This is a genomic window from Orrella dioscoreae, assembly GCF_900089455.2.
GTDB classification, from domain to species: domain Bacteria; phylum Pseudomonadota; class Gammaproteobacteria; order Burkholderiales; family Burkholderiaceae_B; genus Orrella; species Orrella dioscoreae.
In genome coordinates, this window is sequence record NZ_LT907988.1 from 1,915,677 (window position 1) to 1,939,425 (window position 23,749).

A 23,749-nucleotide genomic window follows, 5' to 3' on the forward strand; every position below is an offset into this window, starting at 1 on the left:
GGCGCGTTCGCGCCTCTTCCCGGAAGCGTTGGCGGACCCGCCTTGCCGGTCCGCGGCGCCCCGGTTTGCTCGGCGGCCGGCAACGGCCTGTTTTTCCGGTTTTTTCCTCTAGATATCTATATCCATAAGAAGCAGGAGTCGTCGCGGTGGCCAGCAAACGCTTTTCCTGGGGTCTAGTTGCCGCTGTGGCGGTGGTGTGCGCCGGTGCGGGCGCGGTGGGCTGGTGGGCCGGGAAAGGCCGGCTCGGCGCCAGCCCCGACGCGGCGCCGGTCGTCGTCAACGTGTCGCAGCACCGGCCTTCGCCCGCCGCGGGGTCGGCGCCGGGCTCCACCATCGGAGATCCCGATCCGTTCAATGCCGTCACCTGCCAGGCGCGCGAATTCAATGATTCGCTGGCGCTGGCCGTGACCTTCACGCAGCCGGTGGATGGGCGCCGCAAGCTCGATGGCAATCTGCGCGTGATCGACACGGGCGAGGCGCCTTCGGAGGCGGGCCGGGCCGACGAGGCCAAGCAGGGCGGTGCCCAGCCTGGCACGCCGTTTGCCCTGAGCGACGCGCCTGCCCGCGGCGGCCAGCCTGTCCAGGGCAGCTGGACGATGGGCGAGAACCCCCGCGTCATCTATTTCCCCTACGTGCAGCCCGAGCGGCGCTATGAAATCACCCTGGGCCGCGAGCTGGCCGCCCAGGGCGGAACGACCCTGCCGGAAGGCCTGCGCTGCGTGGTCGATACCGAGGCGATGCCGCCTTCCTTCTATTTCGCCAGCCGCGGCGTGGTGCTGCCCGCCGGCCAGAACGGCGGCCTGCCCGTGACCACGGTGAACCAGCCCGAGGTCGACGTGCAGTTCCTGCGCGTGGCCCCGGACAAGGTGCCCGAGTTCTTCAGCAACGTCCTGGGCATCGGCGCGACGCGTTCGGACGACGATGACGACTACGACGAAGAGGGCGGCAACTGGCGCTATTCGTCGAACCGGACCTTGAAGGGGTCGGTCGATCAATGGGACCTGGACCGCCTGCGCAACCTGACCACCAGCGTGTACCAGGGCCGCTTCCTGACCGACGACAAGCCGAACCGCCGACACGTCACCTTCCTGCCGGTCGAGACCATCGCCCCGCTGAAGGAACCGGGCATCTATGTGGCCGTGATGTCGCAGCCCGGCCGCTTCCGCTATGACTACCAGGTGACCTATTTCTATGTCAGCGACATCGGCCTGCACGCGCGCCGCTATGCGGGGCAGCTGGAGGCCTTCGCCGTGTCGCTGTCCTCGGGGGCGCCGCTGGCCGACGTGGACGTCGAGGTGCTGGACGACAACGCGAAAGTGCTGGCCCGCGCGCGCGCGGATGCCCAGGGCCATGCCACGCTGACCGGCGACTTGAGCAAGGCGCGCGTGTTGCGCGCGCTGCGCGGCAAGGAAATGACGGTCCTGGCGCTGGGCGAACCCGCGCTGGATCTCTCCGAGTTCGACGTGGGCGGCCACCCGGCCCGTGCCAACAGCGTCTTCGTCTACGCGGGCCGCAACCTGTATCGCCCCGGCGAGCGCTTCCATGTCTCGGTGCTGCCGCGCGATCCCGATGGCCGCGCCTTGCCGGCTGCGCCGCTGTCCTACAGCATCAAGCGCCCCGACGGGAAGGTGTCGCAGTCCGGCACCTGGAAGGGCGATGAAAAGGTCGCCGCTTATGTGCAGCAGGCGATCGCGCTGCCCGCCGATGCCCCGACGGGCGGTTGGACGCTGGAACTGCGCGTCGATCCGGCCGCGCGCGTGCCGGACGCCAGCTGGAAGTTCCAGGTCGAGGAGTTCCTGCCCGAGCGCATGAAGCTGGCGCTCGATGGCGGCCAGGGCGTGTTGTCGCCGGGCGAGAACTGGACGGTGGCGGTGCAGGGGGACTATCTGTACGGCGCGCCCGCCGACGGCATGCGCCTGCTGTCCAGCCTGCAGGTGCGGCGTGACCGCGTGGCCTTGCCGGCGCAGTGGCCGGGCTTCATCTTCGGCGACGTGGCGGACGATGCCACGCGGCGCTACGAAGAACTGCCCGAGAAGGAGACCAATGCCCAGGGCGGCGCCAGCCTCGATATCGACCCCAGCGTGGAGGGCGCGCGTTCGCCCATGCGCCTGCGCCTGTCGGCCAGCCTGCTGGAGTCGGGCGGGCGGCCCGTCGTGCGTTCGCTGGAGCGTTCCGTCTGGCCGGCGGACAAGCTGATCGCCGTGCGCCCGCTGTTCGACCGCGACGTCACCCGGGAGTCCAGCGGCGCGGCCTTCGAGGCCGTGCGCGTGGACGCGCGCGGCGAGATCGTGCCGCTGGCCGCGGCGCAAATGCGGCTGTATCACGAGCGTCGCCAATACTACTGGCGCTACGACGACAACCGCGGCTGGAACAGCGGCTACACCGATACCGACGAACTGGTCGAGTCGCGGCAATTGCCCCTGCACATCCGCATGCCGTTCTCGCTGCAGGTGGGCTGGGGACGCTACCGCCTGGAAATCACGGATCCGGAAACCGGACAGACGCTGCGCTATCGCTTCTACGCCGGCTGGGACGCGCAGAACGCGGACGAGATCGGCAACCGGCCCGACCGTGTGCAGATGCAGCTGGCGCGCGTGCCCGCCAAGCCGGGCGTGCCCGTCAGCCTGACGTTCCGCCCGCCGCATGATGGCCGCGCGCTGATCACGGTCGAGGGCGACACGCTGCTCTGGAGCAAGTGGGTCGATGCGAAGGCCGACGGCACGCAGATCGACATTCCCCTGAATGACGAATGGCGCCGCCATGATCTCTATGTCTCGGCCACCGTGTTCCGGCCTGGCAGCACGGGTGACCGGGTCACGCCCGCACGCGCCGTCGGCCTGGTGCACCTGCCGCTGGACACCACGGCGCGCGGCCTGAAGGTGGCCTTGGACGCGCCGGCCAAGGTGCGTCCGGAAACCCAGGCGATGGTCCAGGTGCAGGTCGAAGGCGAGGGCGCGAAGACCGCGCACGTCACGCTGTCGGCCGTGGACGTGGGCATCCTGAACATCAACCAGTACGCGACGCCCGATCCCTTCGATTTCTTCTTCGGCAAGCATCGCTATGCGCCGGAGCTGCTGGACATGTACGGCAAGCTGATCGAGAAGATGGACGGCACGCGCGGCCGGCTGAAGTGGGGCGGCGATGCCGCGCTGCGCGGCGACACGCGCAGCCTGCCGCGCAAGGTCAAGCTGGTGGATCTCTTCTCGGGCGTGGTCGCGCTGGACGAGCAGGGCCGCGCGCGGATCCCGCTGGACCTGCCCGATTTCAACGGCACGCTGCGCCTCATGGCGGTGGCGTTCACCGATGAACGCTATGGCCATGCCGATGCCGAGATGGTCGTGGCCGCGCCCATCGTGGCGGAGCTGTCGACGCCGCGCTTCATCACGCCGGGCGACCAGGCGGCGGTGGCGCTGGATGTCAGCAACATGACCGAGACCACGCAGCAGGTGTCGGTGACGCTGTCGGCCGCCAATCCGCTGGCCATCGCCGACGGCGCGCGCACGGTCACGCTCAAGCCGCGCCAGCGCAGCACGCTGCGTTTCACCGCCACCACCACCGGCTCCCTGGGCGCGGGCAAGATCACGCTGAACCTGGAGGCGCGTGGCGGCCCCGAGCCCGTGCGGATCACGCGCGAATCCGAACTGACCGTGCAGCCGGCCTATGCGCCGCGCCGCGAGGTGCTGCGCCTGCGCCTCGCCCCGGGCGAGTCGCGCGCCTTGCCGGTGGCGTTCGGCGATGACCTGCACATGGATTCGGCCACGCTGGCCGTGACGGTCTCGTCGCGTCCGCCCTTGAACGTCGCGAAGCTGGTCAAGGACCTGCTGGACTATCCCTACGGCTGCACCGAGCAGACCGTCAGCGCCGCCATGCCCTACGTCGTGCTGGACGACGAGGCCGCGCGCCTGGCAGGCCTGCCCGCGCAGACGCAGGAGGTCCGCGCCGCCAGGATCGAAGGCGCGCTGGCGCGCCTGTCGGGCATGCGCGGCGGGTCGGGCGCCTATTCCACCTGGGGCGAGGGCAGCCAGAACCTCTGGACCAGCGCCTATGTGCAAAGCTTCCTGCTGGATGCGCGCGAGCAGGGCTTCAGCGTGCCCGACAGCGCCCTGGCGCGCACGCGCGATTGGCTGATGGCGCAGTTGCGCCAGGCGCCCAACCGCTTCGGCACCTTGCCGCAAAGTACGCAACAGGCCTTGGAAACCGGCCGCTACGAGTCGCGCGACCTCAACCTGCTGCGCGACAGCCACCAGCGTTTTGCTGAACTGGCCGCGGTGTCGCTGGTGCTGGCGCGCGAAGGCAAGGCGCCGCTTGCCAGTCTGCGTGTGCTGTACGACGACTACCAGGACCGCGCGCGCTCGCCGCTGCCCCTCATTCAGATGGCCGTGGCCTTCCAGTTGACGGGCGACGAAGGGCGCGCCCGGCAGGCTGTCGATGCCGCCATGCAACGCACCTACGGTTTCGGTGGCACGGGCTACACCTGGCTGGGCGACTACGGGTCGGCCGTGCGTGACTACGCCATGGCCTATGCGCTGATGGCGCGCCACAAGCTGGCGCATCCGCAGCGCGAGAACCTGCTGGCCGAAGCGGCAAGCCGCCTGGGCGGCCGCAGCTATCTGTCGACGCAGGAACAGGTCTCGCTGCTGCTGGCCGCGCGCGCGGCCGGCGGTGGGGCGGGCAAGCCCTGGTCGGCGGAGCTGAGCGTGCCTGGCGCCACGCCGCGCACGGAAACGGGCACCGACGACCGGGTGCTGTCGGTGGGTGCCGCCGTGCTGGAAAGCGGCCTGACGCTGCGCAACACCGGCAAGGAGGCGCTCTTCGCCGAAATCGACCTGCAGGGTTATCCCATGGCGCCGCCCGCAGAGCGCCACGACCCGATCTCCCTGCGCAAGACCTGGTATCACACCGATGGCCGCGTGTGGGATGGCAATGCCTTGCGCACGGGCGACGTCATGGTGGTGCGCCTGCAGGCCACGGCGCGCCAGCGCATCGCCGACGGGCTGGTGGTGGACCGCGTGCCGGCAGGCCTGGAGGTCGAGAACATCAACCTGGTGCAGGGGCCGCAGATGCAGGACTGGACCCTGGGCGGCAAGCGCGTGCAGGCTGCGCTGTCGGATTCGCGCGTGAAGCACACCGAATACCGCGATGATCGCTTCGTGGTCGCCGCCGAGCTGAACAGCCAGACGCTGGATATCTTCTACATGGTGCGCGTGGTGTCGCCCGGCCGCTACACGGTGCCCGCCGTCGAGGCCGAGGACATGTACCGGCCCGAACTGCGCGGCGTGGGCGCGAGCTGGGGCACCGTGGAAGTGCGCGACCGGCAGCCTGCCTCGAAGTCGGGCGGGTGAACGGTTCCGCCGCAAGCTGGCGGCAGGCCGCGCGGCGCGGCCTGCTCGTCCTGCTGCTGATGGTGCTGGGCATCATCCTGCTGGACCGCGCCTTTCCCTTGCCCGATCCGCGCGCGCAGGGCGGCCTGGTGGTCACCGACCGGCACGGCGAGCCCTTGCGCAACTGGCCCAGCGCCGACGGCGTCTGGCGCTATCCCGTGACCGCCAAGGATGTCTCGCCGCGCTATCTGCAGATCCTGCTCGATTACGAGGACCGCTGGTTCCGCTGGCATCCCGGGATCAACCCTGTCGCATTGGCGCGCGCCGCCTGGCAATGGCTGTGGAACGGCCGCATCGTCTCGGGCGGCTCGACCTTGACGATGCAGGTGGCGCGGTTGATCGACCCCGCGCTGGCGGGCGCCGATTCGCGGCGGCTGTCCGCCAAGCTGCGCCAGGCCTTGCGCGCGTTGCAGCTGGAACTGCATTACGGCAAGGACGAGATCCTTTCCCTGTACCTGAGCCGGGCGCCCATGGGGGGCATCGTCGAAGGCGTCGAAATGGGCGCGCGCCTGTGGCTGGGCAAACCCGCCGCGCGCCTGACCGATGCCGAGGCCGCGCTGCTGGTGGCCCTGCCGCAGGCGCCGTCCCGCCTGCGTCCCGACCGCCATCCCGAGGCCGCGCAGGCCGCGCGCGACAAGGTGCTGGCCCGCATGGTGCAGACCAGCGGCTGGACCGAGGCGCGGGTGGCCGATGCGCGGCTCGAGAACGTCGTGGCGCCGCCCTTGCGCGCGCGCTGGCTGGCGCCGCTCGCGGCCGAGCGCCTGCGCCGGCGCGCGCCCGCAGGGCAGGAGGTGCTGGCCTCGACACTGGATGCCGAGATGCAGGCCACGGTCGAAGGCATGCTGCTCGATCGCATCGATCTGCTGCCGCCGCGTGTCTCGGCGGCCGTGATCGTCATGGACAACGACACGCTGGCGCTGCGGGCCTATGCGGGCTCGGCGGACTTTGGCGATGATTCCCGCTATGCCCACGTGGACATGGTGCAGGCCGTGCGCTCGCCCGGCTCCACGCTCAAGCCGTTCCTGTATGGCTTCGCGCTGGATGACGGCCTGGTGCATTCCGAAAGCCTGCTGCGCGACGACCCGCTGTCTTTTGGCGGGTATGCTCCGGGTAATTTCCAGGCCGCGTTTTCCGGACCGGTGAGCATGGCGCAGGCCTTGCAACGTTCCTTGAACGTGCCCGCCGTCGACCTGCTGGACCGGGTGGGGCCGGCCCGTTTCGCCTCGGCCATGCAGGCGGGCGGGGTGCGCCTGCGCATGCCCGCGGGCGCCGTGCCCAATCTCAGCCTGATCCTGGGCGGCGGCGGCACCACGCTGGAAGAGCTGGCAGGCGCCTATCGGGCGCTGGCGCGCGGCGGGCTGGCGGGCCGGCCGCGGCTGGAGGAAGGGCAGCCGTTCAGGGAGTCGCGTATCATGAGCCAGGGCGCTGCCTGGATCATCCGCGACATCCTGGAAGGGGGCGGCCATCCCGACCGGCCGTTCCAGCAGTCGGGCGCCATGCTGGCATGGAAAACGGGCACGAGTTTCGGGTTCCGCGATGCCTGGGCGCTGGGTGTGACCGACGACTGGACGCTGGGCGTCTGGGTCGGGCGGCCCGACGGCACGCCCAATCCGGGTTTTTTTGGCGCGAACGTGGCGGCGCCATTGCTGCAGGACCTGGCGGCGGCATTGCCGCGAGGCCCCGCAGGCACCGGCATGGCCTGGCGTGTCCGCCCTGTAACGGTGCAGCCCGTCACGACGTGCTGGCCACTGGGCGTCACGCCCGAACGGGCGCCGGACGGCGTCTGTCCGCAACGGCGCGCGGCCTGGTCGCTGAATGAAACCGTGCCGCCCACGTTCCCGGCCTACGCCGAACCCGCCGACGGGCCCTTGCGTCTGACCGGGGTGGCCCCACATGCAGTATTGCGGCCACCACCAGGCCAGCGCGAGGTTCGGCTGGCATTGGGCGCGGAAGGCACCCGGGGAGAACTCTGGTGGCTGCTCGATGGTCGAATCGTGGCACGCAGCGATGCGCGCAAAGGCGCCGAGGCAGCGGTCCAGACCCTGGTACTGTCGCGTAATGGCACGTATGTCGCCACCGTCATGGACGCGCAGGGGCGCCACGACAGCGCGACATTCCAAATCGCTGGTGTTGTGCCGTGAACGGCATAGAATAGGAAGCGTGGATTTACTGGTCCGCTTCGATTGGAAGACGGAGGAAGCGTGATTTCTCAAGAGCTTGAAGTCAGCCTGCACATGGCGTTTGTCGAGGCCCGTTCGGCCCGGCATGAATTCATTACCGTGGAGCACCTGCTGCTGTCACTGCTGGACAACGCGTCTGCGGTGGAAGTGCTTCGCGCCTGCGCGGCCAACATGGACGAACTGCGCCGCAACCTGCGCCAGTTCATCACCGAGAACACGCCCGTCATCCCGAGCGGCGCCGAAGTGGACACGCAGCCCACGCTGGGTTTCCAGCGCGTGATCCAGCGCGCCATCATGCACGTGTCGTCCGGCGGCGCCAGCAAGAAGCCGGTCACCGGCGCGAACGTGCTTGTCGCCATCTTCGGCGAGAAGGATTCCCACGCCGTCTATTACCTGCAACAGCAGGGCGTGACGCGCCTCGATGTGGTCAATTTCCTGTCGCACGGCATCACCAAGCAGACCCAGGTCGAGTCCAGCAGCCCGGCCAAGGAACCGCCGCCCGCCGAGGAAAATGCCGAGTCGCGCCAGTCGGCGCTCGACCAATACGCGCAGGACCTCAACGCGGCCGCCCTGGCTGGCCGCATCGATCCGCTGATCGGCCGCGAGCAGGAAGTCGAGCGCGTCATCCAGGTGCTGTGCCGCCGCCGCAAGAACAACCCCCTGCTGGTCGGCGAGGCCGGCGTGGGCAAGACTGCCATCGCCGAGGGCCTGGCATGGCGCATCACGCGCGGCGACGTGCCGGAAATCCTGGCGCAGGCCCAGGTCTACGCGCTGGACATCGGCGCGCTGCTCGCCGGCACCAAGTATCGCGGCGACTTCGAGCAACGCCTGAAGGCGGTGCTGAAGCAGCTGCGCGCCAATCCCAACGCGGTGCTGTTCATCGACGAGATCCACACGCTGATCGGCGCGGGCTCGGCCTCGGGCGGCACGCTGGATGCCTCCAACCTGCTCAAGCCGGCGCTGTCGTCGGGGCAGTTGAAGTGCATCGGCGCCACCACCTACACCGAATACCGCGGCGTCTTCGAGAAAGACTCGGCGCTGTCGCGCCGTTTCCAGAAGATCGACGTGCCCGAGCCCAGCGTCGAGCAGACCGTGCAGATCCTGCGCGGCCTGAAGGCGCGCTTCGAATCGCACCACAGCGTGCGCTACTCGGCCGCCGCGCTGACCGCGGCGGCCGAACTGTCGGCGCGCCACATCACCGACCGCCATCTGCCGGACAAGGCCATCGACGTCATCGACGAGGCCGGGGCCGCGCAGCGCCTGCTGCCGCGCTCGCGCCAGAAGAAGGTCATCGGCAAGGGCGAGATCGAAAGCATCGTGGCCAAGATCGCGCGCATTCCGCCGCAGTCGGTGTCCACCGATGACCGCAATCGCCTGGCCACGCTGGAACGCGACCTCAAGACCGTCGTGTTCGGGCAGGAACCCGCCATCGAAGTGCTGGCCTCGGCCATCAAGATGGCCCGGTCCGGCCTGGGCAAGCCCGAACGCCCCATCGGCTCCTTCCTCTTCTCCGGCCCGACGGGCGTGGGCAAGACCGAAGTCGCCCGCCAATTGGCCTTCACGCTGGGCGTCGAGTTGCTGCGCTTCGACATGTCCGAATACATGGAGCGCCACGCGGTGTCGCGCCTCATCGGCGCGCCTCCTGGCTACGTCGGCTTCGACCAGGGCGGCCTGCTGACCGAGGCCGTCGCCAAGCAGCCGCATTGCGTGCTGCTGCTCGATGAAATCGAGAAGGCGCATCCCGATGTCTTCAACATCCTGCTGCAGGTCATGGACCACGGCACGTTGACCGACAACAACGGCCGCAAGACCGACATGCGCAACGTCATCCTGATCATGACGACCAATGCGGGCGCGGAAGCGTTGGGCAAGCCGTCCATCGGCTTCGCCAATTCGCGTGCCACGGGCGATGAAATGGCCGAGATCCGGCGCATGTTCACGCCCGAGTTCCGCAACCGCCTGGACGCCATCATCTCGTTCGCGCCGCTCAGCCGCGAGGTCATCCTGCGCGTGGTCGACAAGTTCCTGATGCAGCTGGAAGACCAGCTCCACGAGAAGCGCGTCGAGATCACGTTCACCGAAGCGCTGCGCGACTACCTGGGCAAGAAGGGCTTCGACCCGCTGATGGGGGCGCGTCCCATGCAACGCCTCATCCAGGACACCATTCGCCGGGCGCTGGCCGACGAGTTGCTGTTCGGCAAGCTGGTCGATGGCGGCACGGTCACGGTCGACATCGACGAGAGCGAGGCGGTGCAACTGAGCTACGGCGACACGCCCGCCAAACCCTCGAAGGTGGACAAGGCCAGCAAGCCCGAGGTCGAACTGGTGGAGTAGCCCCGCGCCCGGGTCGCCACCGCCGAAAACGCGTGTACAGGTCCAAGCCGGTGCACGCGTTTTTTATTGCCGTGTCAGGTTGCACCGCAACATCGAAAAAGTGCAACCTAAAGGGTAAACCCTTATTAAATTCGAAGGGCGACTGGCGAATAATCCCGCCATCCCGATTTGGGGTTTTTCACGGACAACAGAAGGCGACATGGCCACCACCACGCTCGGAATCAAGGTAGACGAAGCACTGCGTGCGCGCTTGCGCACGGCGGCTGAACAGGTGGGGCGTACCCCGCACTGGTTCATCAAGCAGGCGGTGCTCTCGTATCTCGATCAAATCGAATCCGGGCGCTTGCCGGCCGAGCTCTCCCACCTGTCGAATGGCGAGGCGCAACCCGAAGACGCCGACGCCGCGCAAGACGTGCAACCCCAACCCTTCATCGAATTCGCCCAGGGCGTGGCCACGCAATCGGTGCTGCGGGCCGCCATCACCTCGGCCTATCGCCGTCCTGAACAGGAGTGCGTGCCGCTCATGATCGGCCAGGCGCGCGCCGCCCAGTCCGAGCGCGCGCAGGCCACCGCCATCAAGCTGGTGCAGGCCCTGCGCGCCAAGCGCCACGGCGGCGGCGTGGAAGGGCTGATCCAGGAATTCTCGCTGTCCAGCCAGGAAGGCGTGGCGCTGATGTGCCTGGCCGAAGCGCTGCTGCGCATTCCCGACCGCGCCACGCGCGACGCGCTGATCCGCGACAAGATCAGCCGCGGCGACTGGCATGCCCACGTCGGCCAGTCGCCCTCGATGTTCGTCAATGCCGCGGCCTGGGGCCTGGTGCTGACGGGCAAGCTGGTCTCCACCAGCAGCGAGCAATCGCTGTCGCGCGCGCTGACCCGCATCATCGGCAAGGGCGGCGAGCCGCTCATCCGCAAGGGCGTGGACATGGCCATGCGCATGATGGGCGAGCAGTTCGTCACCGGCGAGACCATCTCGGAAGCGCTGGCCAACAGCCGCAAGTTCGAAGCCAAGGGCTTCCGCTATTCCTACGACATGCTGGGCGAGGCGGCCACCACGGCCGAGGACGCCGACCGCTATCACGACGCCTACGTGCAGGCCATCCATGCCATCGGCAAGGCCTCCAACGGCCGCGGCATCTATGAAGGCCCGGGCATCTCCATCAAGCTCTCGGCCCTGCATCCGCGCTATTCACGTTCGCAGCAGGACCGCGTCATGGCCGAGCTGCTGCCGCGCGTGACCGAGCTGGCGTTGCTGGCGCGCCGCTACGACATCGGCCTGAACATCGATGCCGAGGAAGCCGACCGCCTGGAAATCTCGCTGGACCTGCTGGAAGCGCTGTGCGCCGACACGCAGCTGGAAGGCTGGAACGGCATCGGTTTCGTGATCCAGGCCTACCAGAAGCGCGCGCCCTACGTCATCGATTTCGTCATCGACCTGGCCCGCCGCACGCGCCACCGCATCATGGTGCGCCTGGTGAAGGGCGCCTACTGGGACAGCGAGATCAAGCGCGCCCAGCTCGACGGCCTCGAGGGCTATCCGGTCTATACCCGCAAGGTCTACACCGACGTGTCCTACCTGGCCTGCGCGCGCAAGCTGCTGGCCGCGCCGGAAGCCATCTTCCCGCAGTTCGCCACGCACAATGCGCAGACGCTGTCGGCCATCTATCACATGGCCGGCCAGAACTACTACCCCGGCCAGTACGAGTTCCAGTGCCTGCACGGCATGGGCGAGCCGCTGTACGAGGAAGTCACCGGCGCGCTCGCGCAAGGCAGGCTGAACCGTCCCTGCCGCGTCTACGCGCCGGTCGGCACGCATGAAACGCTGCTGGCCTACCTGGTGCGCCGCCTGCTGGAGAACGGCGCCAACACCTCGTTCGTGAACCTGATCGGCGACCAGGACGTGAAGGTCGAGGACCTGGTGGCCGATCCGGTGGAGGTCGCCTCGCGCATCCAGCCGCTGGGCGCGCCGCACGACAAGATCCCGCTGCCGCGCGAGCTCTATGAAGCCGCGGGCGAGAAACGCGCCAACTCGCAGGGCCTGGACCTGTCGAACGAACACCGCCTGGCCTCGCTGTCGGCCGCGCTGCTGGCCAGCGCCGCCACGACCTGGCAAGCCTTGCCGCTGCTGGACCAGGACAGCCAGACCTATCCGGCCGAGCGCCACCTGCCGGTGCGCAATCCCGCCGACCACCGCGACGTGGTGGGGCAGGTGGTGGAAGCCGATGCGGCCGACGTGGAAGCCGCGCTGCATGCCGCCACGCGTGCCGCGCCCATCTGGCAGGCCACGCCCGTGTCCGAGCGTGCCCAATGCCTGCGCCGCGCGGCGCAAGGCCTGGAAGACCAGATGCAGCCGCTGCTCGGCCTGATCGTGCGCGAGGCCGGCAAGTCCCTGCCCAACGCCATCGCCGAAGTGCGCGAAGCCGTCGACTTCCTGCGCTATTACGCCCTGCAGATCGAGCGCGATTTCTCCAACGATACGCATCGCCCGCTGGGGCCGGTGGTTTGCATCAGCCCCTGGAACTTCCCGCTGGCGATCTTCGTGGGGCAGGTTGCCGCCGCGCTGGCTGCCGGCAACACCGTGCTGGCCAAGCCCGCCGAGCAGACCCCGCTCATCGCGGCCCAGGCCGTGGCCATCCTGCACGGCGCCGGCGTGCCGCGCGGCGCGGTGCAATTGCTGCCGGGCCGCGGCGAGACCGTGGGCGCCACGCTGACCTCGGACGCCCGCGTGCGCGGCGTCATGTTCACCGGCTCGACCGACGTGGCGCGGCTCATCGCCCGCACGCTGGCCGAACGCCTGGACGATGCCGGCCAGCCGATCCCGCTGATCGCCGAAACCGGTGGCCAGAACGCCATGGTGGTCGACTCCTCGGCGCTGGCCGAGCAGGTCGTCTTCGACGTGCTGGCCTCGGCCTTCGACTCGGCCGGCCAGCGCTGCTCGGCCCTGCGCGTGCTGTGCCTGCAGGAAGACATCGCCGACCGCCTGCTGGACATGCTGCGCGGCGCGCTGCGTGAACTGGCCGTGGGCAACCCGGACCGCCTGTCCGCCGACGTGGGGCCGGTGATCGACGCGGAGGCCAAGCAGATCATCGACAGCCATATCGAAGGCATGCGCAGCGCGGGCCAGCGGGTGGAGCAATTGCCGCTGCCCGAAGGCTGCCGCCACGGCACTTTCGTCGCGCCCACCCTGATCGAGCTGAAAGACCTGTCCGCCCTCAAGCGCGAAGTCTTCGGTCCCGTGTTGCACGTGGTGCGCTTCCCGCGCGCCGGCATGGGCGCCCTGATCGACGACATCAACGGCACCGGCTACGGCCTGACATTCGGCGTGCACACCCGCATCGACGAGACCATCGCCCAGGTGACGCAGCGCGTGCATGCGGGCAACGTCTATGTGAACCGCAACATCATCGGTGCCGTGGTGGGTGTGCAGCCTTTCGGCGGCGAGGGCCTGTCGGGCACGGGCCCGAAGGCCGGCGGCCCGCTCTACCTGCTGCGCCTGCTGGCACGCAAGCCGGAAGGCCTGCCTGCCGTGATCAAGGGCGCGGGGCCTGCCCTGTCGGTGATCCTGCCGGGGCCGACGGGCGAATTGAATACCTGGTCGCTGGTGCCGCGCGGCACGGTGCTGTGCGTGGCCGCGACCGAGGCGGGCGCCCGCGCCCAGTGGGCCGCGGTCCAGGCCAGCGGCAACCGCGCGCGCTTCGTCGACGGCGATGCCGCAAGCGCCCTGATCGCCAGCCTGCCGGCTGACGCCAGGTCGCGCGTCGATACGGTTGCCGAGACACAGGTCGACGAGGCCGATTTCCAGGCCGTGCTGTTCGAAGGCGATGGCGATGCCTTGCTTGCGCTGAACCGCCGGGTGGCGGCGCGCGCCGGCGCCATCGTGTCGGTGCAGGGACTCACGTCGGCCGCCTTGGCCGGCGGCGCGGGCTACGCGGTCGAGCGCCTGTATGCCGAGCGCTCGGTCAGCGTGAACACGGCGGCGGCGGGCGGCAACGCCAGCCTCATGACCATCGGTTGATCGCAGTTTCCGTTGTTGTGGTGCCAGGCCGGAAGCCTCGTGTGGATATGCGGGGCTTTCCGTTGATTCGATCTCTATAATCCGCCGCACCGGCCAGCCCGCCATCAAACAGATCGGGCCCGGCCGAGGTGACCGGAGTTTTTTCTACAAATCCAGGAGGGAAACATGAAGTCGAACAAGATCAAGCAAAGCATCGTCGCGGCCTGCGTCGCGACCCTTGGCCTGGCAGGCGCTTCGGCGTATGCCAAAGATGTGCGCTTCGGCTTCGCCGCGCCGCTGACCGGTCCGCAGTCGCACTACGGTGAAGACATGCAGAACGGCCTGACGCTGGCGCTGGAAGAGGCCAACAAGAAGGGCATCGAGATCGACGGCGGCAAGGCGACGTTCGTGCTGGTGTCGAAGGACGACCAGGCCGACCCGCGCGTGGCCGTGCAGGTCGCGCAGCAGCTCGTCGACGAAGACGTCAACGGCATCCTCGGCCACTTCAACTCGGGCACCACGATCCCGGCCTCGCGCGTCTACAACGACGCAGCCCTGCCGCAGATCGCCATGGCGACCTCGCCGGAATACACCCTGCAAAAATACGACACGACCTTCCGCATGATGACCAGCGACACCCAGCAGGGGTCGGCTGTCGGGAAGTTCATCGTCGAGAAGCTGGGCGCCAGGAAGGTCGCGCTGATCGACGACCGCACCGCCTACGGCCAGGGCCTGGCCGACGAGGTCGAGAAGGCCGTGAAGGCCGCCGGCGGCCAGATCGTGCGCCGCGAGTACACGACCGACAAGGCCAACGACTTCACCTCGATCCTGACCAACATCCGCGCCGCCGCGCCGGACGCCATCTTCTTCGGTGGCCTGGATGCGCAATCGGGTCCGATGAAGCGCCAGATCGTCACGCTGGGCATCAAGGCGCCGCTGGTTTCGGGTGAAATGACCCGCAGCGACACCTTCATCAAGCTGGCTGGCGATGCCGCCGACGGCACCTATGCGTCGCTGGCCGGCGTGCCGCTGGCGCAGATGGCTGCGGGCAAGGACTTCGAGGCGGCCTACCAGGCCCGCTTCAAGAAGGCGCCTGGCGTGTACGCGCCCTACGCCTACGATGGCGCCTGGAACATGATCACCGCGATCCAGAACGCCAAGTCGGCCGATCCCGCCAAGTACCTGCCCGAGCTGGCCAAGCTGAGCCGCAAGGGCGCGACCAGCGAGCACATCGCCTACGACGCCCGTGGCGATCTGAAGGAAATCTCCGTCACGATCTACCAGGTCAAGGGCGGCAAGTGGGAAATGGTCGAAACGATGGTCAGCCAGGCCAACTGAGGCCTGCCACGCAATCTTCCCGAGTGAGTCGGCCGGGTGGCGCCACGGCGTCCCCGGCCAAGCATGCAGCCGCGCCCGTCCGGGCGGCGGCCTGCCTTTCCCTTCTGGTCTTCAACGATCACCTGTCCCGCCTGTCACCGTGCAGGCAGTAAAGGCGCAGCATGGAAATATTCCTGCAACAGATAATCAACGGGCTGACGCTGGGCAGCGTCTATGCCCTGGTGGCCCTGGGCTACACCATGGTCTACGGCATCATCGGCCTCATCAACTTCGCCCATGGCGACGTGGTGATGATCGGCGCGATGATCGTGACCATCGTGGCCGGGTCGCTCGTGGCCTCGCACCCCGACATGTCGGCCTGGCTGGTGCTGGCCGCGGGCATGGCCATCGCCATTCCCACCTGCATGGCCGTGGGCTGGACCGCCGAGCGCATCGCCTACCGGCCCTTGCGCCGGGCGCCGCGGCTGGCGGCGCTGATCACGGCGATCGGCGTGTCCATCATCCTGCAGAACCTGGCGATGATGATCTGGGGCCGCAACTACCTGAGCTTCCCGCAGATCATCCAGCCCGAGGTCTACACCGTGATGGGCGCGCGCATCAGCGGCCTGCAGGTGTTCATCATGGTCGCCGCCGGCGCCCTGATGGCCGGCCTGCATTTCGTCGTCCATCGTACCCGCCTGGGCACCGCCATGCGCGCCACCGCGCAGAACCGCGAGGTGGCCGGCTTGATGGGCGTCAACATCAACACGGTCATCGCCGCGGCCTTCCTGATCGGCTCGGCGCTGGCCGCCGTCGCCGGCACGATGGTCACGACCTACTACGGCGTGTCGCAGTACACGATGGGCTTCATGCTGGGCCTGAAAGCCTTCACCGCAGCGGTGCTGGGCGGCATCGGCAACCTGGGCGGGGCCATGCTGGGCGGCCTGCTGCTGGGCGTGATCGAAGCACTGGGCTCGGGCTATATCGGTGACCTGACAGGCGGCTTCCTCGGCAGCCACTACCAGGACGTCTTCGCCTTCGTGGTGCTGGTGCTGGTGCTGATCTTCCGACCCTCCGGCCTCATGGGCGAACGCGTAGGAGACCGCGCATGATGACCCATACGCTCAAGCGTCCGACCTCGGCGCGCGCCTTCGTGGCCATCGCGCTGATCGGCGTGCTGCTCGCCGTCCTGCCCTTCATCGTCGGCGCCGCCGGCCAGAGCTGGGTACGGATCCTGAACTTCGCGCTGCTCTACGTGATGCTGGCCCTGGGCCTGAACATCGTGGTGGGCTTCGCCGGCCTGCTGGACCTGGGCTACATCGCGTTCTACGCGGTGGGCGCATACACCTGGGCATTGCTGGCGTCGCCGCATTTCGGCCTGCACCTGCCGTTCTGGGCCATCCTGCCGATCGCGATCGCGCTGGCGGGCCTGTTCGGCGTGCTGCTGGGCGCGCCCACGCTCAAACTGAGAGGGGACTACCTGGCCATCGTCACGCTGGGGTTCGGCGAGATCATCCGCATCTTCCTGACCAACCTGAACGCGCCGGTGAACATCACCAACGGTCCGCAGGGCATCAACCGCATCGATGCCTTCACCGTGGGCGACTTCACCTTCGGCCGGGCGGAAACCATCATGGGGATGCGCTTCACCGGGCCCGAGAAGTATTACTACCTGCTGCTGGCCTTCACGCTCATCATCCTGCTGATCTGCGTGCGCCTGCAGAACTCGCGCATCGGCCGCGCCTGGGAAGCCATCCGTGAAGACGAGATCGCGGCCAAGGCGATGGGCATCAACACCCGCAACGTGAAGCTGCTGGCCTTCGCCATGGGCGCCTCGTTCGGCGGCGTGGCGGGCGCGATGTTCTCGGCCATGCAGGGCTTCGTCAGCCCCGAAAGCTTCAGCCTGACCGAATCCATCTCCATCCTGTGCATGGTGGTGCTGGGCGGCATGGGCCACATCCCGGGCGTGATCCTGGGCGCCATCATCCTGGCCGGCCTGCCGGAGTTCCTGCGCGCGGTGGTCGAGCCGCTGCAGCACGCGATCTTCGGCGCCGTCGTCCTGGATCCGGAGGGCATCCGCATGCTGATGTTCGGCCTGGCGATGGTGCTGGTGATGCTGTTCCGTCCCGCGGGCCTGTGGCCCTCGGCCGTGCGCAAGCGTGAACTGTCGAGCAAGGGAGGCCAGGCATGAGCGATAGTTTGCTGCAGGCCCAGGGCCTGTCCAAGCGCTTCGGCGGGCTGCAAGCCCTGTCTGACGTCAGCTTCCAGATCAGGCAGGGCGAGATCTATGGCCTGATCGGTCCGAACGGCGCGGGCAAGACCACCTTGTTCAACGTGCTGACGAGCCTGTATATCCCGGAAAGCGGCACCTGCACTTTCGGCGGGCAGGCGCTGACGGGCCGCAAGCCCCATGAGATCGCGGCGCTGGGCCTGGCCCGGACCTTCCAGAACATCCGTCTCTTCGGCAACCTGAGCGCCATCGAGAACGTGATGATCGGCCGTCACATCCGCACCCGCGGCGGCGTGCTGGGCGCGGTGCTGCGCACCGGCGCCACGCGCCGCGAGGAGACCGCCATCGAGGCGCGCGCGCATGAGTTGCTGGATTACGTCGGCATCGGCCATCGCGCCAACGACGTCGCCCGGTCCTTGCCCTATGGCGACCAGCGCCGCCTGGAAATCGCCCGCGCCCTGGCGACCGAGCCCAAGCTGCTGGCGCTGGACGAACCCGCTGCCGGCATGAACGCGTCCGAAACGGTGGTGTTGCGCCAGCTGATCGAGAAGATCCGCGCCGACGGCATCACGGTGCTGCTCATCGAGCACGACATGAAGCTGGTGATGGGCCTGTGCGATCGCGTGCTGGTGCTCGAATACGGCAAGGTGCTGGCCGAGGGACGCCCGGCCGAGGTCCAGCGCAATCCCAAGGTGATCGAGGCCTACCTGGGCGCGGGCGCGGCCCACGACGCCCAGACTGTTCCAGGAGGCGAGGCATGAGCGTGCAGAGCCAGAAGCAACCCCCTGCATCCACTGCCCAACCCCTGCTGGCCCTGCGTGGCCTGCAGGTCGCCTATGGCGGCATCCGCGCCGTGCGCGGCGTGGATCTCACCGTCGGCGAAGGCGAGCTGGTCTGCCTGATCGGCGCCAACGGCGCCGGCAAGAGCACCACGCTGCGCGCCATCTGCGGGCTGGTGCCCGTCGCGGGCGGCGAGGTGCACTATGCCGGCCAGGCCATCACCGGGACGGCCTCGTTCGAGCTGGTGCGCAAGGGCCTGGTCATGGTGCCGGAAGGCCGGGGCATCTTCGGCCAGCTGACCATCGAGGAAAACCTGGCCATGGGCGCGTATACGCGCCGTGACCCGGCCCAGATCCGCCGGGATACCGAGCGCGTGTTCTCGCTGTTCCCGCGCCTGGCCGAGCGCCGCAAGCAGTCCGCCGGCACCTTGTCGGGCGGCGAGCAGCAGATGGTGGCCATGGGCCGCGCCATGATCGCGCGTCCCCGGCTGCTGTTGCTGGACGAGCCGTCGATGGGCTTGGCGCCGCTGATGGTCGAGAAGGTGTTCGAGGTCGTGCGCACCATCGCGTCCGAGGGCGTGACCATCCTGCTGATCGAGCAGAATGCGAAGCTGGCCCTGGAAAACAGCCATCGCGGCTATGTGATGGAATCGGGCGAGCTGATCCTGCAGGGGCCGGCGCAGCAGTTGCTGCACGACCCGAAAGTGCGGGAAGCCTACCTCGGCGAGATCTAGCTGCCCCCAAGGCGCTCGCGCGCCTTCCCTGGGGGGGCGGTGCTGGCGGACCGGCAAGGCCGGCTGCGCGGCACCCCGGCTATCCACCCCCCCGGACTTTGGGCCGGGGGGCTTTGGCGGCCACGCTGCCGCGCGCCGTGCCGGCGGCGCCCATGACGGCATCGCAGGTCAGCAGCCAGGCGCGCGCGGCGTGCGAAAGATAGCGTTCGCGCGGCCAGACGTGCGCGATCTGCCAATGCAGCGCGGGTTGGGCCAGGCGCGCCACGGCCAGGTCGTCGGTCTGCAGCCTGCGCAATAGCGGCGCGGGCAGCAGCGCCACGCCCAGGCCGGCCGAGGCCATGTCCACCAGGAACTCCCAGTGCGTGCTTTGCGTCGCGACGCGCGGCGTGATGCCGGCGCGCGCGAAAGCCTGGCGCAACAGGCGCGTGAGCGCGAAATCATCGGAGAGCAACAGCAGCGGCGTGTCGCGCAGCGCGGCCAGCGGCAGCGTCTTGCGCTCGGCCCAGGGCCAGTGCCGCGCGCCGATCGCGCAGACGGGATGCCGCGCGACCGGGCGCGTCAGCAGGTCCAGGCCGTCGTCCACCGGCAGCACGATGGCGCCCACGTCCAGCTCGCCCGCATCCAGGCGGCGGGCGATCTCGGGGGCGGCATCTTCGTGCAGTTGCAGGCGCACGCCGGGATAGGCCTGGGCATAGGCCTTCACCGCGTCGGTGAACAGCAGGTTCACCGTGGGCGGCAGGCCCAGGCGCAATTCGCCGCGCTTCAATTCGGCCACGTCCTGCACTTCCACCGACAACTGCCGTATCAGCGCCAGCGCCTGGAGGCCGCGCTCATAGACGATCCTGCCGGTGTCGGTGGGCACGATGCGCCGGCCATCGCGGATGAGCAGCGGCGCGCCGACCTCGTCCTCGAGCTGGCGGATCATCTTGCTGATGGTGGACTGCGTGAGGAACATCGCGTCGGCCGCGCGTGTGAAGCTGGCCTGGCGGACGGTCTCGACGAAATAGCGCAGGGCGCGGAGATCCATGGGGAAGAGGGCGCCGAGGCGCAAGCCGGGCGCGGGCAATGGCATGAAAAATACGACTGGAATCAATGATTTTAAGTCATAAAACGATGGTTCCAGGATTCCTATACTTCGGCTCATCCCCATCAGAAACAGAAACAGGAGACTGGGATGTCCCTTACCCGCATCCGCCATCGCGCCTTGCATGGCAAGGTCATGAGCGCGGCCCAGGCCGCCGGCTTCATCCGCGACGGCATGACGGTCGGCATGAGCGGCTTCACCCGCGCGGGTGATTGCAAGGCCGTGCCCGAGGCCCTGGCCGCGCGCGCCGCGCACGATCCCTTGCACATCACGCTGATCACCGGCGCCTCGCTGGGCCACGACACCGACAGGCTGCTGGCCGAGGCCGGCGTGCTGGCGCGCCGCCTGCCGTTCCAGGTGGACCGCAGCCTGCGCCGCAAGATCAATGCGGGCGAGGTCATGTTCATCGACCAGCATCTTTCCGAAACCGTGGAGCAGTTGCGCAGCCACCATCTGGCGCCCATCGACGTGGCGGTGATCGAGGCCGTCGCCATCACCGAGACCGGCGGCATCGTGCCCACGACGTCGGTGGGCAATTCCGCGCAGTTCGCGCAGCAGGCGCGCCAGGTGATCGTCGAGATCAACCTGAGCATGCCCGAGGCGCTGGAAGGCCTGCACGACATCTACGTGCCGCAAGACCGTCCCGCGCGCCAGCCCGTGCCGCTGACCTCGCCGGCGCAACGCATCGGCCAGCCATTCATCGCGGTGGATCCGTCGCGCATCGCCGCCATCGTCTTCACCGACAAGCCCGACAGCCCCTCGAACGTGCTGCCGCCCGACGACGAGACGCGCGCCATCGCCGGGCACATCAATCGTTTCCTGATGGACGAGGTCCACGCCGGGCGCATGCCCGCCACGCTGCACCCCCTGCAGGCAGGCATCGGCACCATCGCGAACGCGGTGCTGCAGGGTTTCGAGGACTCGGACCTGCAGGGCCTGACGATGTATTCGGAGGTCCTGCAGGACAGCGCCATCGCCTTGCTGGACAGCGGCAAGCTGGCCTTCGCGTCGGCCGCCTCCATGACCTTGTCCGAGCCGGTCTACCGGCGCGTCATCGAGAACCTGGACTTCTACCGCTCACGGCTGGTGCTGCGTCCGCAGGAGATCAGCAACCTGCCCGAGATCGTGCGGCGCTTCGGCATCATTGCCCTGAACACCGCGCTGGAGTTCGACATCTATGGCAACGTGAACTCCACGCACGTGAACGGCACGCACATGATGAACGGCATCGGCGGGTCGGGCGATTTCGCGCGCAACGCGCACCTGTCCATCTTCGTCAGCAAGTCGGTGGCCCGCGATGGCGACATCTCCAGCGTGGTGCCGATGGTGCCGCACGTGGACCACACCGAGCATGACGTGGACGTGCTGGTGACCGAAATGGGCCTGGCCGACCTGCGTGGCCTGGCGCCGCGCGAGCGCGCCTTGCGCGTGATCGAGCACTGCGCGCATCCGGATTACCGCGCCGACCTGAAGGATTACTTCCAGCGCGCCTGTCGCCGCGCGGGCGGCCAGACGCCGCACCTGCTGGACGAGGCCTACTCCTGGCACACGCGCTATGCCCGCACGCAGACGATGCGGCGCGCGCCGGCGCGGGCGCGTGAAGCCGAGGTTGTGTTGGCGGGCTGAAGGCCGCGAGGGCGGCTCGCCATCGATGGTGAGCCGGGGTTCGTGAAGATTGGGCCGTCCTGTCGACGCTGGTGGGATATTCGGGCATCCTTGGGTTCCTGATCATCCGTGCCGATCCGCCATGAACCTGAACCGCTTGAACTGGAACGATCTGAGGATTTTTCTTGCAGTGGGCCAGGCGAGCACCTTGAGTGCCGCAGCGCGTCGGCTTGGCGTGAATGAGTCCACCGCCAGCCGGCACATCTCCCATCTCGAACAGGCAATCGGCGAGCTGGTCTTCACGCGGGATCACCAGGGTTTCCACCTGACACCACGCGGGCGTGAACTGTTGGAGCACGTCCAGGCAATGGAAAAAGGGGCGCTGGGTTTCGCCGAGGCATTGAGCGGCACCCAGCAGGACGTGGCGGGGAGGGTGCGCGTGGCAACCATGGAGGGCATCGCCACGCTCTATCTGTCCGGCGCGTTCGCCGAGCTGCGCAGGCGCCATCCCGCGCTGGAGGTGGAACTGCTGACGTCGGCGGAGCTCGTGCACGTCAATCGGCGGCAGGCGGATGTCTTTCTCAGTTTTTTTCCATCAGAGGGAAGAGGCCTCGAGGCGGCCCCCGTCGGTGAGTTCCAGCTTCACCTGTATGGTTCCGAGGCGTATCTGGCTACGCACGGTCGTCCGGCTTCCCGTGCCGATCTTTCCCGGCACGTCTTCGTGTCCTACGTGGACGATCTGGTGCAGCTGGACACCGTGCGCTGGTTGAGCGAGGGGGTGGAAGATCCCAAGGTCGTGTTTCACTCGACCAGCATGCTTGCCCAAATGTTCGCGGCCGCCGCCGGGACCGGCCTGGTGATGCTGCCGACCTTCGCCCGAGCCGAGCGATTCGGCCTGACGCCGATTCTTGCGCAGGAAGTCCGCGTGCCGCGGATCATCTGGCTGACCGTGCACCGAGACCAGCAGTACTCCCGTCGCGTCAAGGCCGTGACGGGATTCCTGCGCGAGATATTGCGGCGCGACTACCCTTGCGCGCCGGGGATCAAGCCAACGTAGGCACGGTCTCCTGGGGCGTCAGCGTCGTGTCCTGTCGTTGATGGCGTGAGACAGAGGTCAGCCTGTCGTCCGTGAATGACGCGGGCTGAATCCGGCGCCGGTCGATCGACAGGTCAAAGACGTCATAGCGGTTGTAATAGCCAACGATGTCGTGGAATTGCTTGGGCTCGATGCAGTCGTCCAGGTCGAAGTGCGCATAGGCCAGGCCCTCGTCGTTCTGCAAGGTATCGCCGATGACGGCACCTGTCGGGTCCAGAAACTGCGTTGCCGCGCGCGGCGTCCGTTCCAGTACTTCGCGTGCCTCCTCGTCACCGCCTTCCAGCAGGCAGTCGAGGGTCGCCTTGCTCAGGAAGCCAGCGTTGAGGACACCGAAAGCCTTTGCCTCGAATGAATGGCCGCCCGCGCGGATGCGGTTGGCCGCCACGTTGTCGAAATTCTGGGCGCCAGGTTTGCGCGTGGGCCAGATGGCTGGCCAGGCCGAGATGTGGATCTGCTCGCCCTGTGCCGCCAGGGAGTAGCGAGCCAGTGGATTCGTGTTTTCGCCGCAAATCAAGGCGCCGATCTTGCCGATGCGGGTATCCGACACGCGCAGCCCATGGCCGTCGCCAGGCGCCCATACCATCTTTTCATAGAAGGTCGGAACGAGCTTGCGGTGATGGTTGAGTATCAGGCCATCGTCGCCGATCAACACGTTGCTGTTCCATAGGCAGCCCAGGCTGTAGGCGGCCGCTTCGCTGAACCCCAGGGAAACGAAAACGCCATGACGTTTGGCTGCCGCCTGGATGGCGGCCATCTCCGGTCCGTCGATCAGTATGCTGTTCGCGGCCATCCGCTTGAACCAGTCGTGATTGTAGAGGGGCGCCCACAGCGCAGCCCAGATTGGAAAGCCCGGTATGAATGATTCGGGAAAGACGACAAGCTCGGCGCCGTTGCTTGCGGCCTCGCTGATGAGGGAGAGTGCCTTCTGCACCGTGGCGGCCTTGTCCATATAGACAGGCTCGGCGTGGGCGGCAGCGACTTTTACTTTTGGCAGTGACATGAGGATTCCTTGGCA

The 23,749-nt window shown here is 68.0% G+C and carries 13 protein-coding genes; 11 read left to right on the top strand and 2 right to left on the bottom strand.

All coding sequences use genetic code 11. The features are described 5' to 3' along the window. Positions 1-146: 146 nt before the first annotated feature. From ODI_RS08955 to ODI_RS08995, 9 genes are all read left to right on the top strand, one after another. Positions 147-5,342, top strand: coding sequence for an alpha-2-macroglobulin family protein (locus tag ODI_RS08955; RefSeq protein WP_231968222.1), 5,196 nt, complete (start codon positions 147-149; stop codon positions 5,340-5,342). 59 nt (positions 5,343-5,401) lie between these two features. After that, positions 5,402-7,522, top strand: a complete 2,121-nt coding sequence (pbpC, locus tag ODI_RS08960; RefSeq protein WP_082985277.1) for a penicillin-binding protein 1C — start codon at positions 5,402-5,404, stop codon at positions 7,520-7,522. A 60-nt stretch (positions 7,523-7,582) separates the two neighbouring features. Next, on the top strand, positions 7,583-9,895 hold the full coding sequence (gene clpA / locus ODI_RS08965; protein WP_067752984.1) for an ATP-dependent Clp protease ATP-binding subunit ClpA: 2,313 nt from the start codon (positions 7,583-7,585) through the stop codon (positions 9,893-9,895). A 199-nt stretch (positions 9,896-10,094) separates the two neighbouring features. Further along, positions 10,095-13,910 (top strand): trifunctional transcriptional regulator/proline dehydrogenase/L-glutamate gamma-semialdehyde dehydrogenase, encoded by a 3,816-nt coding sequence (gene putA / locus ODI_RS08970; RefSeq protein ID WP_067752836.1) that lies wholly within the window; start codon positions 10,095-10,097, stop codon positions 13,908-13,910. Positions 13,911-14,075: 165 nt separating this feature from the next. Further along, positions 14,076-15,227, top strand: coding sequence for a branched-chain amino acid ABC transporter substrate-binding protein (locus ODI_RS08975; protein WP_067752839.1), 1,152 nt, complete (start codon positions 14,076-14,078; stop codon positions 15,225-15,227). 161 nt (positions 15,228-15,388) lie between these two features. Then, complete coding sequence (locus ODI_RS08980; protein WP_067752841.1) at positions 15,389-16,318, top strand: branched-chain amino acid ABC transporter permease; 930 nt, start codon at positions 15,389-15,391, stop codon at positions 16,316-16,318. Further along, positions 16,318-17,397 (top strand): ABC transporter permease subunit, encoded by a 1,080-nt coding sequence (locus ODI_RS08985; protein ID WP_067752992.1) that lies wholly within the window; start codon positions 16,318-16,320, stop codon positions 17,395-17,397. The genes ODI_RS08980 and ODI_RS08985 overlap by 1 nt, the downstream gene beginning before the upstream one ends. Then, positions 17,394-18,197: an ABC transporter ATP-binding protein gene (locus ODI_RS08990; protein ID WP_067752844.1), complete on the top strand. Its 804-nt coding sequence runs from the start codon at positions 17,394-17,396 to the stop codon at positions 18,195-18,197. Before ODI_RS08985 ends, ODI_RS08990 begins: the two co-directional genes overlap by 4 nt. Then, on the top strand, positions 18,194-18,949 hold the full coding sequence (locus ODI_RS08995; protein WP_067752847.1) for an ABC transporter ATP-binding protein: 756 nt from the start codon (positions 18,194-18,196) through the stop codon (positions 18,947-18,949). Before ODI_RS08990 ends, ODI_RS08995 begins: the two co-directional genes overlap by 4 nt. A gap of 79 nt (positions 18,950-19,028) precedes the next feature. Here the strand turns inward: ODI_RS08995 and ODI_RS09000 are convergent, their stop codons facing one another. Beyond that, positions 19,029-19,976, bottom strand: a complete 948-nt coding sequence (locus ODI_RS09000; protein WP_067752995.1) for a LysR family transcriptional regulator — start codon at positions 19,974-19,976, stop codon at positions 19,029-19,031. Between the two features lie 147 nt (positions 19,977-20,123). Between ODI_RS09000 and ODI_RS09005 the strand changes: the two genes are divergently transcribed. Then, positions 20,124-21,659 carry an acetyl-CoA hydrolase/transferase family protein gene (locus ODI_RS09005; RefSeq protein ID WP_067752850.1) on the top strand — a complete coding sequence of 512 codons (1,536 nt, stop codon included), beginning with the start codon at positions 20,124-20,126 and terminating at the stop codon, positions 21,657-21,659. A 121-nt stretch (positions 21,660-21,780) separates the two neighbouring features. Next, a complete protein-coding gene (locus ODI_RS09010) occupies positions 21,781-22,695 on the top strand; it encodes a LysR family transcriptional regulator (protein ID WP_067752852.1) in 915 nt (304 codons plus the stop codon). Here the strand turns inward: ODI_RS09010 and ODI_RS09015 are convergent. Then, positions 22,682-23,734, bottom strand: coding sequence for a carbon-nitrogen hydrolase family protein (locus ODI_RS09015; RefSeq protein WP_067752854.1), 1,053 nt, complete (start codon positions 23,732-23,734; stop codon positions 22,682-22,684). The two genes, ODI_RS09010 and ODI_RS09015, sit on opposite strands and share 14 nt — an antisense overlap. Positions 23,735-23,749: the final 15 nt, after the last annotated feature.

What these genes read in the sequence shown, in the direction of transcription:
- pbpC (WP_082985277.1), top strand. Translation starts at nt 5,402, where the DNA reads ATGGTGCTGGGCATCATCCTGCTGGACCGCGCCTTTCCCTTGCCCGAT.
- putA (WP_067752836.1), top strand. Translation starts at nt 10,095, where the DNA reads ATGGCCACCACCACGCTCGGAATCAAGGTAGACGAAGCACTGCGTGCG.
- ODI_RS08975 (WP_067752839.1), top strand. Translation starts at nt 14,076, where the DNA reads ATGAAGTCGAACAAGATCAAGCAAAGCATCGTCGCGGCCTGCGTCGCG.
- ODI_RS08980 (WP_067752841.1), top strand. Translation starts at nt 15,389, where the DNA reads ATGGAAATATTCCTGCAACAGATAATCAACGGGCTGACGCTGGGCAGC.
- ODI_RS08985 (WP_067752992.1), top strand. Translation starts at nt 16,318, where the DNA reads ATGACCCATACGCTCAAGCGTCCGACCTCGGCGCGCGCCTTCGTGGCC.
- ODI_RS08990 (WP_067752844.1), top strand. Translation starts at nt 17,394, where the DNA reads ATGAGCGATAGTTTGCTGCAGGCCCAGGGCCTGTCCAAGCGCTTCGGC.
- ODI_RS08995 (WP_067752847.1), top strand. Translation starts at nt 18,194, where the DNA reads ATGAGCGTGCAGAGCCAGAAGCAACCCCCTGCATCCACTGCCCAACCC.
- ODI_RS09000 (WP_067752995.1), bottom strand. Translation starts at nt 19,976, where the DNA reads ATGGATCTCCGCGCCCTGCGCTATTTCGTCGAGACCGTCCGCCAGGCC.
- ODI_RS09005 (WP_067752850.1), top strand. Translation starts at nt 20,124, where the DNA reads ATGTCCCTTACCCGCATCCGCCATCGCGCCTTGCATGGCAAGGTCATG.
- ODI_RS09010 (WP_067752852.1), top strand. Translation starts at nt 21,781, where the DNA reads ATGAACCTGAACCGCTTGAACTGGAACGATCTGAGGATTTTTCTTGCA.
- ODI_RS09015 (WP_067752854.1), bottom strand. Translation starts at nt 23,734, where the DNA reads ATGTCACTGCCAAAAGTAAAAGTCGCTGCCGCCCACGCCGAGCCTGTC.